Origin of the sequence: Halosimplex rarum (genome assembly GCF_047715405.1) — an archaeon.
Classification (GTDB): domain Archaea; phylum Halobacteriota; class Halobacteria; order Halobacteriales; family Haloarculaceae; genus Halosimplex; species Halosimplex rarum.
Genome location: NZ_CP180412.1, coordinates 2,660,459 through 2,675,306, shown reverse-complemented (window position 1 = coordinate 2,675,306; position 14,848 = coordinate 2,660,459). Strand labels below are relative to the sequence as shown.

Sequence of the window (14,848 nt, the reverse complement as noted above, 5' to 3'; positions counted from 1 at the left end):
CGTCAGTGGTCGAATCGATCTCATACGTTCATCATGTCGCTTGTCTCGTCCTCGGAACTCGGTTCGAGCCGCTCGCCGTCGCCGGTATCCTGATGTCGGGCTCTGACCCGCGGGTTGAACACGCGGTCCAGCGACTGCGCGAGCAGGATGAGCCCCAGCGCGATACCCGAGATGGCGATCATCGGGATGAGCAGCCAGTGGTAGGCCGACGGCCGATACAGCGCGCCGGCGTTGTAGGCGTTGTTCAGCATGACGCCCCAGTTGGCGTCCGAGAACGGCAACACGCCCAGGAAGTACAGCGCGACCGCCGCGAAGATGACCCGCCGGGCCGCGTTCACCATGTTCACCACGATGTACGGCATCAGGTGCGGGACGATCTCCCGCGAGAGGATCCACTTCGTCGAGAGGTCCATCGCCCGGGCCGACTCGACGAACGACTCGCTCCGGATCGTCAGCACCTGCGACCGGATCGCGCGGGCGAGTCCCGCCCACGCCGCGATCGCCAGCAGCACGCCGAGCGTGACGGGATTGTTGATCCACTCTTCGAGTATCGTCGCGAGGACGATCACGAGCGGGAGGCCGGGGATGTTGATGAACACGTCGGTGATCGTGCTGAGTACGGTGTCGACGAGCCCTCCTTTGTAGCCGGTGACGACACCGAAGAACGTCCCGACGACTACCGTGAACACGGCGCCTGACGTCATCATAATCATGATCGACGGCGTCGAGTGCACCGTGAGCGAGAGGATATCTTTCCCCGCCGAGGTCGTCCCGAGCGGGAACTCCGAGGTCTGGAACGCGCCGACTAGCTTCGGCCCGGCCGCGGGAGAGGTCGTCTCCACCAGGTAGACGCCCACAGTCCCCATCAGCACGTAGACACTCACGATAACGAATCCTGCCAGGGCCCGCCAGTCGCCCCGCAGGATCGACCAGGGGGTACGGACGAACTCGTCGAAGAATCGCCTGACCCGGTCGCCGCGGGTTTCCTCGATAGACGAGGTCGTTTCGAACGGCGACTCCGATCCGACGGTCCCACCGTCGCTCCGGACGCTCCCGGCGGAGTCGTCGCCGCTCGACTCGTCCGGGCGGGCGGGAACGAACTCGTCGATCGAGTCGCCTGCTCGCCGGTCGTCGTCGTCAGAACGCTTCACGGTCTTCACCCCCTGCACGGGGATCGATCTTCCCGTAGGTCAGGTCGGCGATCAACAGCGCGATCACGACAGCGATCGTGATGACCGTGAACGTCCCCATCATCAACGGATAATCGCGCGCCCGCACGGCCTGGATCATGTAGTACCCCATCCCCCTGTACGAGAATATCTCCTCCAGGACGACTGCCCCACCGAACATCGTGCCGATAGCGATCATCAGTCCGGTGTACATGGGGAGGATCGCGTTTCGGGCGACGTATCGGATGGCGATCGTTCGGTCGGAGAGGCCGCGAAGCCGGGCGACCCGCAGATAGTCCTCACCGAGGACGCGGACGCTGTTCCCACGCATCGTCAGTGAGGCCGCGCCCGACGCGACGAACATTGAGAGGACGGGCAGCGTTGCGTGGTAGATGATACCCATCATGAACGGCAGATTAAACCCGACGGCGACGCCTTCGGGTCGCCGACCGCCTGTCGGGAACCAACCGAGCTGGTAGCCTAACGTCATCAACAGGAAGAGTGCGAGCACGTAGAAGGGAATCGACGTGATGGTGGTAGCGTAGCCGGTGAGCGCACTGTCGAATTTGCTCCCCTCCCAGTAGGCCATGAGTGCGCCCAGTGAGATGCCGACTGCGAAGCCGAGGAAAACCGCCCAGCTCATGACGAACAGCGTCCACGGGACGGCCTCGGCAATGATGGCACCGACCGGGGCGTTCTGGCTCATCGAGCGGCCCAGATCGCCCTGAATCATGTCCGCCATGTAGTTCACGTAGGCGATGTGCATCGGCTCCTGCGGGTTGATGTTCATGTACATCTCCGCGCGCTCGTAGGCCTCCTGCGGGTTCTCCAGCTGGGGGCCGACTCGGGCGACGAACGCGTCGACCGGATTGCCCGGCATCATCCGTATCATAACGAATGACAGTGTCAAAACCGCGAAAACGGTAAACACGGCCTGACCGATCCTGCGTATCTTCCAGTTCATCTGTCTACTAACGTATTGCTACTTTCTACAATCATTACGGTTCTCATCTTGTCTATCTCACTGAGTTACCGAAAGGGGAGAGGCGGCTTATTACTGCTTCGGGGCGAGCGTCGCGTCGGGAACCCGCGCCAGGTTGAATTCGCAGACGCGGTTGTCCAGCAGCGCGTCCGGAGCCTCGACGACCCAATCGTTGGTGTTGATCGCACCGTAGTCCTGGCCGACGACGCAGTTGTACATCGGCAGCACCTGGTTGGTGAACCACGTCAGCTGCTGCAGCGGCTCCGAGCTCTCGGTGAGGGGAATCTCCTCGATTTTGTCTATGACGTTGATCTCCATCGTCTCGCTGGCGTCGGGGTTGCCGACTTCGGCAGGGATCTCCCAGGTCGTATTGACGTAATCGGCGTGGTTCAGGTTGGCGAACCACTCCCAGACGAATCCGACGTACGTCAGGCCCGTGAGCGAGAAAATCGGGTGGTTGTCGAAGATAATGTCGTGGTCCCCGTTGAGCCGGGCTTCGCCGTAGGTGGCCTCGTCGACGGCGTCGAGGGTCACGTCGAACCCGAACTCCTCTAGCTGGTGCCGTGCGGAGTCGAGCGCGTCGACCTGGACGCTGGTACCGGACTGAGCGATCAGCCTGAGCGTGGCCGGTTCCCCGTCCTCGCCGTACCACTTCCCGCCGTCTCGCTGGTATCCGGCTTCCTCCATGAGCGCCGTCGCCTCCTCGTTGTCCGTCTCGTAGTGATCGTACCCGTCGACGTCGACCACTCCCTCGTCGACCGTGCTCTGGTTGAGGAACGTCGACGGCAGCTCGTACAGTTCGTACTGCTGGGGAACCGACGCGAAGATCTCTTCTTTGTCGACGGCGGACGCGATAGCGTGGCGGACGCGCCGATCGGACGTGATCGGGTCGTTCGACGGGTTCTCGGCCGGCGAGTTGGCCCAGTCGTAGTCCCCGAGGTTGAACAGGAGCGACCAGACGTGGTTGTAGTCCCGGTTGATCGGCTGGTGCTCCGGTAGCTGGTCCATGACGTCCGGCGAAGCGGGGAGATTGAGACTGATCCCGTCGACCTCTCCTTCCATGAAGGCCAGGACCTGGTCGCTGTGTTTCTCGAAGGCGTACTCGGTGAAGTTGATGTTCTCCGCGTTGGGGTGCCCGTCGTACACTTCAGTGACGAAGGTGCTGTCCGTGACTTCCTTGATCTCGAACGCACCGTTGCCGACGACCTGGTCGAGAGTCGGCGACCACTCCTGGAAGTCGGCGACGGTCTGGGACGCCTCGTCGCTTCCTGCGTCCGCGTCCATGAGGTCGTCGCGCCAGTCTCCGAAGGACGGATCGCCCATGTCCTCCTTGATCATCAGGTTCTGGGCGACGCCGTGCTGGATAACGTGGTCGGTGCTGAAGGCCTCGTGAAGGTTGAACCGCATCGCGTAGTCGTCGACGGCCTCGTAATCGCTAATGACGGAATGCGCGTTCGAATCCGGAGAGGTGATGTCCGAGATGCGGAAGCTGAGGTCGAGGTCGGTCTTCCAGTCCGCGGTCGTGACCGGATCGCCGTTGTGCCACTCCCACTCGTCGCTCAATTCGACGAGGAACGTCGTGTCGTCCTCTTTCTCCCAGTCGTTCGCGATGACACCCTGGCCCTTGTTGTGGCTATGATGCCAGATGAACGTGGGATCGTAAATCAGCCCCGGCGGGTCGAAGTTCGCCATCGTGGCCTGGGGATCGTACGGGTTCCACGAGGCGTTGGACATGTTGTAGGTCCCACGGTGGAGCGCCATGGTAAACCGTTTGTCGACGCGTTCTTGCACAGGATCACTGGTCTGCGTTCCGGTACCCCCGTCTCCGTCCCCATCGTCTCCACCGTCGCCACCGCCGGAATCACTGCTACACCCCGCGAGCAGCGCCGCACTACCGGCGAGACCGCTCTTCAGGGCGTTCCGTCGGCTCATCCACCTGGATTGACGTCTGTTATCGTCTGACATCCGGCCGTATTTTCCCTGGACTCACATAAATAAATTTCGTTGAAGATTATTGCCGTTCGACACTGACTTGGTAGCTAGTTGGTACGGGAACACGCAGGGAGGGAGACAAGCTATTTGTCGGTTCGTTCGGTATCGGTTTTCGATGGATCGCACGCGCTCGGTGTTGAAGTTAGTGTTCGGAATAAACGTTCTGTTCTTGCTCCTACTGGGGTTTTCCTACCCGTACCTCGAACCGGGCACCGCTTCGTACGTCGTCGCCGTGATGACCGCTGGTCTCTGTCTCACGATGCTGGCGCTCGTCGCGCTCATCTCCTACTTCGAATGGGACGTTTTCGACCTCGGTTGACGGGTCCCGCCGGCCCCTCGCGACGGTCGAGTATCCGACGGGGAACCGGGCGTCCCGTGTGTCCGTGCCGGCGAAACAACTATCCGGACGTGGGGTGACGTTTCCCTATGGCCGTCGATGCCGACGAGAGTCCCAGTTCGGACTCGCACGATTCGCCCCAGCGCTCGCTCACCGCACTCGGTTCGCTCCGCTCCGCGTTCTCGCTGCAGATCGCGGCGCTCGGAGCCGTCTTTATCGCGATCGGGTTCGCACTCAACACCGGCGTCTGGGCCGGGATGTTACCGATATGGGGATTCGCGCTGGTGTTGATAGGGGTAGGCGCGTACGCCTTTACCCACCTCTCCCAGCGCGGGACGAAGGGTTGAGCCTCTCTATCGAGCCAGTTTCCCTCCTACGAGTCGGGCCGTTACGACAGGACCGGAAAGCGGCCGAACCGGGTCCCCGTCGGGTGGAGAATCGAGACGCGGTCAGGCGAACTCGGGCATCACTTCGTCGGCGAACAGCTCCATGCCATCGAAGTCCGGGTAGTCGACGAACCAGCACTGGAACTTCGTGACGCCGGCCTCGACGCGGTCCTCGATGGCTTCGGCGCATTCCTCGGGCGTCCCCATGACGAAGTACTCCCGGGCGTCTTCCTCCGTTTCGATGGGCGCCTGGTCCTGGTACTCCTCCTCGAACTGGATCGGCGTCATCAGGTCGAGCAGGCGGTCGAATTTCGCTTCGTCGCGGGTGCAGATGACGTGGCCGTCCCAGGAGTACTCGATGTCATCAGGGTCGCGGCCGACCGTCTCGCAGTGGTCCTCGATGACCGATATCTTGTGCTCCAGCGTCGACACGTCGCCGTTGAACACGTCGGTGTTCCACACGTCGGCGTGCTTGGCGACGAGCTTCAGGGTGACCTCCTCGCCCTGGCCGCCGACGAGGATCGGCGGGTGGGGGTCCTGCACCGGTCCGGGTTCGCAGTGAGCGTCCTCGATCTGGTAGTGGTCACCGTCGAAGTCGGCGCCCTCGCCGGGGCTGGTGTCCCACATCCGCTTCATCAGGCGGATGCTCTCGTCGAGGCGCATGAGGCGCTCGAAGCCGTCGCGGTACTCCCAGCCGTAGGCGTCGTACTCGGGCTCGTGCCAGCCGGCGCCGAGGCCGAGCTGTAGCCGTCCGCCGGAGACCACGTCGAGCGTGGCGGCCATCTTCGCGACGAGCGCGGGGTTGCGGTAATCGTTGCAGAGGACGAGCGAGCCGACGTCGATGTCGTCGGTCTCGCCGGCGAGCGCCGACAGCAGCGTCCAGCACTCGTACTCGGCGTTGTCGCGGCCGAGCATCAGGTGGTCCGGGGCCCACGCGGCGTCGAACCCCAGTTCCTCCGCGCGTCGAACGCCCTCCAGGGTGGTCTCCCAGTCGAGCGACTCGTAGGCCGGCGTGTCGCGGTGGATCGGCTCGCTGCCCTCGTCGGGGGCGCCCGCGAACACCGGCACGTTGTACTCGAAGCTGATGTCGCTCACGGCTTGTCACTCCACGGCGTAGTTCTCGAGGGCCTCGCGGTTGAGCTCGGAACTAAGGCCGACCCCGTCGGGCAGGGGGATGACGCCGTCCTCGGCGTCCGGCGGGTGCTCGTAGATGGCGTCGGCGTACGTCGAGTCCTTCTCCTCCTGCTGTTCCTGGAACCACTCGGGGATGGGGAAGTACTCGGCCATCGGGGCGTTCGTCGACGCGGCGATGAAGTGCAGGTGCGGGTTGGTCCCCGAGTGGGGGACGACCGGCACGTCGTGCGTGCTCGCGAGCGCGTCGATCTTCTGGAGTTCGGTCAGCCCGCCACAGCGGTGGACGTCGGGCTGGAGGATGTCGACGGCGCCGCGTTCGAGCAGTTCCTCGTGACCCCACCGGGTGAACTCGTGTTCGCCGCCGGAGATCGGGATGCTCGTCGACTCGCGGACCTCGGCGTAGCCGTCGATGTCGTCGGGGATGACCGGCTCCTCGACCCACTCCATGTCGTACTTCTCCAGCCTGTCGAGCATCTTCTTCGCGTAGCGGACCGACCAGCCCATGTACGCGTCGCCGGCGATGGCGATGTCGTGGCCCACGGCGTCGCGGACTGTCTTGACGATCTCCTCGTTTTCCTTCATGCCCGCGCGGCCGGCCTCGGGACCGTGCCTGAACCGGAGCTTCATCGCGTCGAAGCCCTTCTCGGCGTATTCGAGGGCCTCGCGTTCGAGTTTGTCCATATCGACCGGGTGGAGGTTGCTCGCGTAGCAGGGGATCTCGTCTGTGACGGGACCGCCGAGCAGTTCGTAGACGGGCTTGTCGGCCTCCTTGCCGGCGATGTCCCACAGCGCCAGGTCGACGGCGCTGATCGCCTCGATGGCGGCGCCCTTCCGGCCGAAGGGGATCGTTGCCCGGTACATGATGTCCCAGAGGCGCTCGCGTTCCTGGGGGTCCTCGCCGACGACGAGTTTCGAGAGGGTCTCCTCGACGATGGTCTCGATGGCGCCCGTCGCCCAGTTGCCGTGGCCGACGCCGGTGATGCCGGCGTCGGTGTGGACCTCGACGACGACGTCGCCCACGGGCCCCATCCACTTGCGGCGGGCCTGCGGGTTGTCCCCGTCGGCGTTGTTGTACTCGTCGTACTTGCTCATCACTGTGACGAGGGGGAACTCCACGAACTCGCCCCAGGATTCTGTACTCACGCTCGTAACGTCGATGTCGGTGATCTCCATAGTAGCTGCTGACCGCCGTTCGTCCGTTACATCGGCTAACCTTTATATAATCCTTGTGTGACTCGCCGCCGAACCGGCGGCCATCGAGGGACTTTCGCCACCGGCGTCCGACTACCGGGCGCGTTCCCCGGACTGACTTGCCATCGGTGCCTGCAGCGAGTTACCAGTTTCCAATAACTTCTGGCATTACCGGAACCTTCGTTCCGATTAGCGCGATACGCGCATCCAGATGTCGAACTATCCCGGCAATAGCCCGATCTCGCAGCCACTTCTTCCGGGATTACCGGAAGTAACCTCAGCCGCTCCTGACGACACGCCGAAACGGGAGTGCTCCACGGTTCGAGTCCGCGGGAACCGGTCGATCTGAGTGGGATTACAAGATTAATTCTGTAATTCAACGCGGACAATCTCGTCCGGTAATACCGAATCGTGCGCTTCTGGACGAGTTCACCTTCGGCGTCGGCCGACCGGGGGTCGGAAAGGTCGAAAGGCGATTACGACAGCAGGCTGCGGCCGGAACTGACTGATACGGTATCATATCCGATGAACTATGTTTCCGCGATGTGGATCGCGTTCCGAGCGATGCCTGGGGGACGCACCGCGTGGCGCCGATAGGGAACGTAACTCTCCGAGATGCCGGCGATACGGTCTGCATCTTTTCAATCGCGCCTCCTCGTGACGGGTCCGCTCTGCTCTCCGGATGCAGTGAGTGTCGGAAGGGGACGAAGACGCGTCTTCCCCACGGCAGCCATCACGGTCCGTAATATCCGGTCGTCGGCCCGAAACGACGGTGGCTTCCACTCGGCACACCCGATCGAGACAGCGACAGTCGACAGCGTGGCGTTCGGGTGAAAAACCCGCCACACAATACTAATATATCTAATACGTATCGCTGACTATTAGATATCATTCATCTCTGAACCCGGGGTTCTATCGGGGGGCACGCGGTCGCGGCTCGACCGAGAGGGGTGAGCTGCGGACGGGTTCGGACCGGTGGGAAAGCGGAGCCTGGACGGGCGGAAACGGCGAACGGCGGAAGCTCCGGGAATCGAGAGGAGCGCAACGAATCGATAAGAGCGCAACGGCGGGAGCGAAGGCGGACGACGGAAAGGTGGGTCCCTACGCTCCCCCGAGCGCGGGAACGGGTGGGTGTGGACAGGGTGGGTCGCGGGTGGGGTGCATCCGTGGTGGGATGGGGCTCGCATCGGCACGAGCCATTCCGAAGTAGGGGCCGGAGACGGAAGTTCGCAGCGCCTTAATGATTAGGTACTGAAGCGACCGTCGGCGAGGAATCCACTGACGGGACGGGAGCAGGCGGAACTGCCACGCGACTCGACACGAGGTGATACTGCCACGGGACCGTCGATAACCGGCGTGAGATCCAGATTTTTGATGTTACTCACACGTGTGTCCAGCTTATTCTCCCACTTCGGCTCATAACTAACCGGAAGAACTCCTTGCGAGGATACGCTGGATCGCCGATCTCCAGCGAACCTATGACAGACCAAGACGACACACACGAGATCGCAGAACAGATCGCATCCACCGTGAAAGCGCCGCTCGAAGAGAACAACTCCCGAAGAGGATTCCTGGCACGCACGGCGTTGGCGGGCGGGACGTTGCTGGCGCTCGGCGGCGGTGCAGGAGCCGCGCTGGCACAGGACGACGACGAGAGCATGGCCGAAGAGATGACGGCCTCGTTCGACGACGTGGAGGGGACCGACGTCGACGTCCTGAACTACGCGCTCACGCTCGAGCACCTCGAGGACGCCTTCTACCGCGAGGCGCTGGAGATGTTCGACGAAGACGACTTCGTCGAGGCCGAACAGCTGCAGTCCTACGACGAGGAGTTCCGCCGAGAGCTGTACGGCTACGCGCAATCGGTCGGCGAGCACGAGACGGCCCACGCGGACGTGCTCACGCAGGCCGTGGAGCTGCTGGGCGGCGACCCCGCGGAGGAGGGGACCTACGACTTCGGTGTCGAGACCGTCGACGACTTCCTCTCGCTCGGGCAGGTTCTCGAAAACACCGGCGTCGGGGCGTACGCAGGCGCGGCGCCGTACATCGAGAGTCCCGACCTGCTCGGCGCCGCGCTGTCGATACACAGCGTCGAGGCGCGCCACGCCGCCATCTTCAACGAGGTCACCGATATGTCGCCGTTCCCGCAGGCCTTCGACCCCGCGCTCTCACAGCAGGAAGTGCTCGATGCCGTCAGCCAGTTCATCGTGTCGGAGGACGACGGCGAGGACGAGAGCACTGACGAAGGGACGGAAACCGAGGCGCCGACGGAGACTGAGACCGAGACTCCGACGGAGACCGATACCGAGACGCCGACGGAGACCGATACCGAGACGCCGACCGACACCGAGACGCCACCGGGGGCGGAGACAGAGACGCCGGCCGAGACGCCGACGGAAACACCGGACGGGACGCCCAATGGAACGGAGACACCGACGCAGACGTACACGCCGACCGACTCGGAGTAACGGAGACCGGCCGAAACGGGCCGCGACACCCCCCATTTTTCCACCGGCTCGCTCGTCCGGTCGGCTGACAGACACGCGTCGCCCACAGTTATGGCGGTCCGCTCCGTCGGTAGAACCGATATGCGCGCTGTTCGGCTCAACGAACACGGCGGTCCCGAAGCGCTCGCAGTCGAGGACGTCGACCGTCCGGAGCCCGGTCCGGACGAACTGCTCGTCGAGGTCGCGGCCGCGGGCGTCAACCCCGTGGACACGTACTTCCGCGACGGATCGTACGAACCGGTCGCCCTGCCGTTCACGCCCGGCGTCGACGTCGCCGGGGTCGTCGCGGTCACCGGCGACGGCGTCGACGAGTTCGACGAGGGCGACCGCGTCTTCGGGACGGGTATCGGCAACGGGGGCCACCAGGGCGCCTGCGCCGAGTACGCGACGGTCCCGACCGATCGAGTCGTCCATCTACCCGACGGGGCGGATCTGACCGAGGCCGGCGCCGCTGGCGTCGCGGCGGTGACGGCCTGGCGAGCGCTCGTCGACCACGCGGCCCTCGACCCGGCCGAGCACTGCCTGATCCACGGCGGATCGGGGGGCGTCGGCCACGCGGCCGTCCAGGTCGCTGACGCGGTGAGCGCCCGAGTGATAACCACCAGCCGGGAGGCGTACCACGACGAACTCGCCGACATGGGGGCCGAGACTGTCCTCGACTACGGCCGCGACGACCTGGCCGATGCCGTCACGGACGCGTCCGGCGGCGGCGTCGACGTCATTCTCGACCACCGACTCGACGACTACCTCCAGTTCGACGCCGACGTGGCCGCGACCGGCGCCCGCGTCGTCGGTATCGGCGAGAACAGCCCGGACCCCGCGTTCACGAACGACGGCGCCGCCCGTTCGAAGGACGTCTCCTACCAGTTCATGTCGATGTTCAACACCCCCGACCTGCGGGTCCCGCTCCGCGGCGTGGCCCACCTCATGGAGCGCGGCGCGCTCTCCATCGAACTCGCGCGGACGTACGGGCTGGACGAAGCGGGCGAGGCCCAGCGTGCCGTGCTGGAGGACTCGTTCCTCGGCAAGCTCGTGATCGAGCCGTAACGGAGAGTACCGGACGAGGACGTCCGGAACCCCTCAGAGCACCCGATTCACGGGGTCTTCACTGTCGGCGATCCGGCGGACGCTCTCTTCCAGGATAGCCGCGACGTGGCGGTAGTAGTCGCGGGTGTACGCCGCGCAGTGCGGCGAGACGATCACGTCGTCCATGTCCCACAGCGGCGAGTCCTCGGGGAGCGGTTCGGTCTCGAAGACGTCGAGCGCTCCGCCGGCGATCTCGCCGTCCCGAAGCGCCTCTACCAGCGCCGGCTGGTCGACGACGCCGCCACGGGCGACGTTGATCAGGTAGGCGTCCTCGCGCATGGCGGCGAGTTCCTCGGCACCGATCAGTTCGCGGGTCTCGTCGGTCAGGGGGACCGCGAGGACGACGAACTGCGCGTCCGCGACGGCCTCATGGAGTCTGTCGACTGTGTACACCCGATCGACGCCGGGTTCGGGTAAGGGCGACCGGCGGACGCCGACCACGTCCATCCCGAGACCGGTCAGGCGGTCGACGACGCCGCGGCCGAGACCGCCGAGGCCGACCACGCACGCCTGCTCGCCGGCGACGGTCCACCCGTCGTCCCAGTCGGGCCGGGACCACTCGCGGTCGGTCTGGTGGGTGACGTGCTCGTGGATCCGGCGGGCGAGCGCGAGGACGAACCCGGCGACCGTCTCGCCGACGGCGTCGCCGTGGATGCCGGTGCTGTTCGTCAGGGCGACGCCCTCCTCCCGGAAGCGGTCGTGCGGGAACCTGTCGACGCCGGCCTGTATCGAGTGGACCCACTCGAGGTCGAGGAACGAGTCGCGATGGTCGAGCGTGACGACGGCCTGGCAGTCGGCGAGGGAGTCGGGCGACCCGTCGACGACGGTCACGTCGACCGAGGCCTCCGCGAGGCGCTGGGCGAGCGGCTCCGGCGGGAACACCGCCGCGACCGATTCGTCGATCCCGATCCGGTCAATGTGCATGAATTCGGCTACTCGGCGTCGGACAGTAACGTTTGCTCCGAACCGGGGCGCGAGCGGCGACAACAGTGGAGCGGCCACTCGCCGGTCGCTCACTCGCCGGTGGGAAGCTGCCCGGCGCGCGCGAGCGCCGCCATCGCGATCGTGATGACGGCGACGAGGGCGGCGTAGCCGCGGAAGACGCCCGAGTACGAGAAGCCGAACTCCGCGAGCGAGCCGACGGCGACGCTCCCCGGCGCCTGCATCAGCATCATGACCGCGCTGTAGCCGGAGTAGGCGCTCGCGCGGTTCTCGTCGGGCAGCGAGTCGAGCAGGTAGGCGTCGGCGACCGGGAACAGCCCGTGGACGATCAGGCTCATCACGACCGAGACGGCGGCGACGGCGAGCCAGCCGGTGACGAGCGTGAACGCGACGAGCGTGACGACGAACCCGGCGAGGATCGAGAGCAGGACAGAGAGATAGGAGAAGCGGTCGGCGAGGCGGCCGGCGACGACGAACGATGGCACGCCCGCGGCGAAGGTCACGGTCAGGAGCGTGTTCGCCGGACCCGAAGCGAACCCCTTCGCGCCGAGGTAGGTCACGTAGAAGTTGAACACGCCCTGCCAGACGAAGCCGCTGAAGCCGACGAAGACGACGCCCGCCGCGACCAGACGCCACTGGGCGCGGATGGCGCCCAGGAGTTCCCGATCGTCGACGCCCGCCTCCGGCAGGTCGGCCCGCCGGAGCGCGAAGACGAAGACGACGGTCAGGGCGACCGAGAGGACGGCCAGCGCGCGGAACGAGAGCCGCCAGGACCCCAATCCGATCGCCAGCGAGACGAGGAACGGAGCGGTGACGGCGGCGATCTGCGAGGACATCCCCCGCAAGCCGACCGCCAGACCGACGCGCTCGGGGTAGAGCTCGCTGACCAGTGGGTTGGCGGCGATGAAGAAGACCCCGGAGGCGAGACCGACGAACAGCGCGCCGGCGACGGTGACGCGGATGTCCGGCGAGAACGCGGTGAATCCCGCGGCCGCAGCGAGAAAGAGCCCCATCCCGACGAGGACGCGGTGACGGGCGACCTTCGTCAGGAGGTACCCGGTGGGGAGCCGCGGGAGCGCGCTGCCGACCCAGACGGCCGTCGCGGCCAGCCCGGCGGTGGCCGGGCTGACGCCGGTGCGGATGAAGTAGTCCACCAGCGGCGCGAAGGCGATCCGCCCGAAGTTCACCAGGAAGGAGAAGGCGCAGATAGAGACGAACACGCCCGCGCGACCGCGGGGGACCGTCCGACCGGCCTCGGCCCCCGCGCTCGACTCGCTCATCGCGATCGCGTCGGTAGGGTGAGCGCTGGCGCTCGCCGAGTCGGCGACGACTCGGACGGACCGTCCGCGGACGGACGGGCGACGGTATCGATGGGGGGAGTCACGTTCCCCGGTCGATTCTACGGGCGTTTGAACCCCTCGCTCCCGGCCGATGTTTCCCGTTTGCGCCGCGGTCACGGTACCCGCGGGTCACCGGAGACAGCGCGTGCGGTCGGCGCGGATCCGCTGCAGGCGGTCGGCGACCGCCGACAGCGCCGGACAGCGCGTCTCGAACTCGCCGTAGAGGAAGGTGACGAGGCTCGTCCCGGCGACGCCGGAGAGGTGCACGTCCGGCCGGCCGTGGACGAGCGACTGGCGCTCCTCGGCCAGGTCGGCGCACGTCGCTTCGAGCGCGGCCAGCCGGTCGTCCAGTCGGCTCAGCCGCTCGGTCGCCGCGCCGTCGATCTGGGCCTCGATCTCGGCGAGTCGACGGTCGCAGTCGGCCAGCGCGCCCGCGATATCGACGAGCGACTCCCGCTCGCGTTCGAGCGCGCGGCGGAACCGCTCGCGGTCGTCGCTGGCGGACTCGCTGCCGTCCCAGAGGGCGCGGTACAGCGGCGGGGTGAGCTGTCGGCCGTCGGTCACCTGCGTCGCCACTTCCGGGCAGAACTCGGAGGCGAGGCTCGCCCGGAGCGTGTCGCCGTACTCCGCTTCGTAGTGAGGGACGTCCATCACGGTCTCCCGGTAGGCAGTCCTGACGGTCCGGAGCGGGGCCGCAGGACCCGGATCGCCGCGCGTCGCCACCGCCGCGGGCATCGTCGCCACGCCGGACCCCGCGGTCGCACTCGGCGCGCTGGGCGGCGTCGGGTCGAGGTTCGAGAGGCGAGCGCGAAACCGGTCGAACGCCGCTCGTTCGTCGGTCGCGTATTCGATCTCCCTGTCGACGACGTCGATCGCGTCCCGGAGGAGCGAGGGGTTCGAGGCTGTCATGTGCTGTCGGGCGGTCGTTGTCGGATCCGCCCGCCCGGACGGGTAAGCGGTTGCTATGAGCCGTCTATACCGGGAAGTAGCCGTATATAGCGTCCCCCGTCCGAACGCTGCTCCGACGGGCGGACGCCCGGGCGTTCCCTGATCACTCGTCTGCCCGCCCAGACTCGCGTCCGCTCGGTCCTACACCACGGCGGCACGGTCGCACCACGGCAGCACGGTCGCGGCCCCGGAAACCATCAAATACCCTACCAAAACCCCCTTCAGCGAACCTTTATTCGCGCCGTGCCACGATCGATGTACATGACCCGCCCTGACGTGGTCGCCGTCTGCGGCAGCCGTCGCGAGGGGAGTTACACCCGTCGCGCCCTCCGGGTCGCCCTCGAAGCGGCGGCCGACGCCGGCGCCGACACCGAGTTGCTGGACCTGCGGACGATCGACCTGCCCCCATTCGACCCGGACGCCGAGGAAGGCGAAGCGGTCTCCGGGTTCAAGCGCCGCGTCCGCGAGGCCGACGCCGTCATCCTCGGATCACCCGTCTACCACGGCTCGTACTCGGCGACGCTGAAGGACGCGCTCGACTACTGCGGCAAAGACGAGTTCACCGACACGACCGTCGGACTGCTCGCGACCGCCGGCGGCGGCAGCTACGCCAGTACGCTCGACCACCTGCGCGTCGTCGTTCGCTCTGTCCACGGCTGGACAGTCCCCACGCAGGTGGGCATCCGCGGCGCCTACGACAAGTTCGACGGGGAGGAGGTCACCGAACCGGGCCTCGAAGACCGGATCCGCGAACTCGGTCGCGAGGTGACGGCGAACGCGGACGTCGAACCGTCCGCACGCCCCGCTGCTCCCGCCGAGTGCGACGACTGAACG

General features: G+C 66.0%; 13 protein-coding genes. 5 read left to right on the top strand and 8 right to left on the bottom strand.

All coding sequences use genetic code 11. From position 1 onward, the window contains the following. Window positions 1-20 precede the first annotated feature (20 nt). From ACMGFH_RS12860 to ACMGFH_RS12850, 3 genes are all read right to left on the bottom strand, one after another. A complete protein-coding gene (locus ACMGFH_RS12860) occupies window positions 21-1,151 on the bottom strand; it encodes an ABC transporter permease (RefSeq protein ID WP_415378844.1) in 1,131 nt (376 codons plus the stop codon). Beyond that, on the bottom strand, window positions 1,138-2,133 hold the full coding sequence (locus ACMGFH_RS12855) for an ABC transporter permease (RefSeq protein WP_415378843.1): 996 nt from the start codon (window positions 2,131-2,133) through the stop codon (window positions 1,138-1,140). Before ACMGFH_RS12855 ends, ACMGFH_RS12860 begins: the two co-directional genes overlap by 14 nt. 90 nt (window positions 2,134-2,223) lie before the next feature. Further along, window positions 2,224-4,083 carry an ABC transporter substrate-binding protein gene (locus ACMGFH_RS12850; protein WP_415378842.1) on the bottom strand — a complete coding sequence of 620 codons (1,860 nt, stop codon included), beginning with the start codon at window positions 4,081-4,083 and terminating at the stop codon, window positions 2,224-2,226. Window positions 4,084-4,258: 175 nt separating this feature from the next. Between ACMGFH_RS12850 and ACMGFH_RS12845 the strand changes: the two genes are divergently transcribed. Next, window positions 4,259-4,462 (top strand): hypothetical protein, encoded by a 204-nt coding sequence (locus ACMGFH_RS12845; RefSeq protein ID WP_415378841.1) that lies wholly within the window; start codon window positions 4,259-4,261, stop codon window positions 4,460-4,462. A gap of 107 nt (window positions 4,463-4,569) precedes the next feature. Further along, complete coding sequence (locus ACMGFH_RS12840) at window positions 4,570-4,827, top strand: hypothetical protein (RefSeq protein ID WP_415378840.1); 258 nt, start codon at window positions 4,570-4,572, stop codon at window positions 4,825-4,827. Between the two features lie 102 nt (window positions 4,828-4,929). Here ACMGFH_RS12840 and ACMGFH_RS12835 read toward each other — a convergent pair whose 3' ends face one another. After that, on the bottom strand, window positions 4,930-5,961 hold the full coding sequence (locus ACMGFH_RS12835; RefSeq protein WP_415378839.1) for a TIGR03560 family F420-dependent LLM class oxidoreductase: 1,032 nt from the start codon (window positions 5,959-5,961) through the stop codon (window positions 4,930-4,932). A gap of 6 nt (window positions 5,962-5,967) precedes the next feature. Continuing rightward, the gene (locus ACMGFH_RS12830) at window positions 5,968-7,173 is read right to left on the bottom strand and encodes an enolase C-terminal domain-like protein (protein ID WP_415378838.1); all 1,206 of its coding nucleotides are present in this window, start codon (window positions 7,171-7,173) and stop codon (window positions 5,968-5,970) included. A 1,496-nt stretch (window positions 7,174-8,669) separates the two neighbouring features. Here ACMGFH_RS12830 and ACMGFH_RS12825 point away from each other — a divergent pair. Both ACMGFH_RS12825 and ACMGFH_RS12820 read left to right on the top strand, forming a co-directional pair. Then, window positions 8,670-9,659 carry a ferritin-like domain-containing protein gene (locus ACMGFH_RS12825; protein ID WP_415378837.1) on the top strand — a complete coding sequence of 330 codons (990 nt, stop codon included), beginning with the start codon at window positions 8,670-8,672 and terminating at the stop codon, window positions 9,657-9,659. Between the two features lie 120 nt (window positions 9,660-9,779). Further along, the gene (locus ACMGFH_RS12820; RefSeq protein WP_415378836.1) at window positions 9,780-10,745 is read left to right on the top strand and encodes an NADPH:quinone reductase; all 966 of its coding nucleotides are present in this window, start codon (window positions 9,780-9,782) and stop codon (window positions 10,743-10,745) included. Between the two features lie 33 nt (window positions 10,746-10,778). Here the strand turns inward: ACMGFH_RS12820 and ddh are convergent, their stop codons facing one another. The 3 genes from ddh to ACMGFH_RS12805 form a co-directional block, all read right to left on the bottom strand. Next, window positions 10,779-11,708 carry a D-2-hydroxyacid dehydrogenase gene (gene ddh / locus ACMGFH_RS12815; RefSeq protein ID WP_415378835.1) on the bottom strand — a complete coding sequence of 310 codons (930 nt, stop codon included), beginning with the start codon at window positions 11,706-11,708 and terminating at the stop codon, window positions 10,779-10,781. Between the two features lie 89 nt (window positions 11,709-11,797). Then, entirely contained in the window at window positions 11,798-13,006 is a 1,209-nt protein-coding gene (locus ACMGFH_RS12810; RefSeq protein WP_415378834.1) for a CynX/NimT family MFS transporter, read from the bottom strand. Between the two features lie 189 nt (window positions 13,007-13,195). Further along, window positions 13,196-13,975 carry a hypothetical protein gene (locus ACMGFH_RS12805; RefSeq protein WP_415378833.1) on the bottom strand — a complete coding sequence of 260 codons (780 nt, stop codon included), beginning with the start codon at window positions 13,973-13,975 and terminating at the stop codon, window positions 13,196-13,198. Window positions 13,976-14,275: 300 nt separating this feature from the next. On the opposite strand from ACMGFH_RS12805, the gene ACMGFH_RS12800 reads away from it, so the two are divergent. Continuing rightward, entirely contained in the window at window positions 14,276-14,845 is a 570-nt protein-coding gene (locus ACMGFH_RS12800; protein ID WP_415378832.1) for an NADPH-dependent FMN reductase, read from the top strand. Window positions 14,846-14,848: the final 3 nt, after the last annotated feature.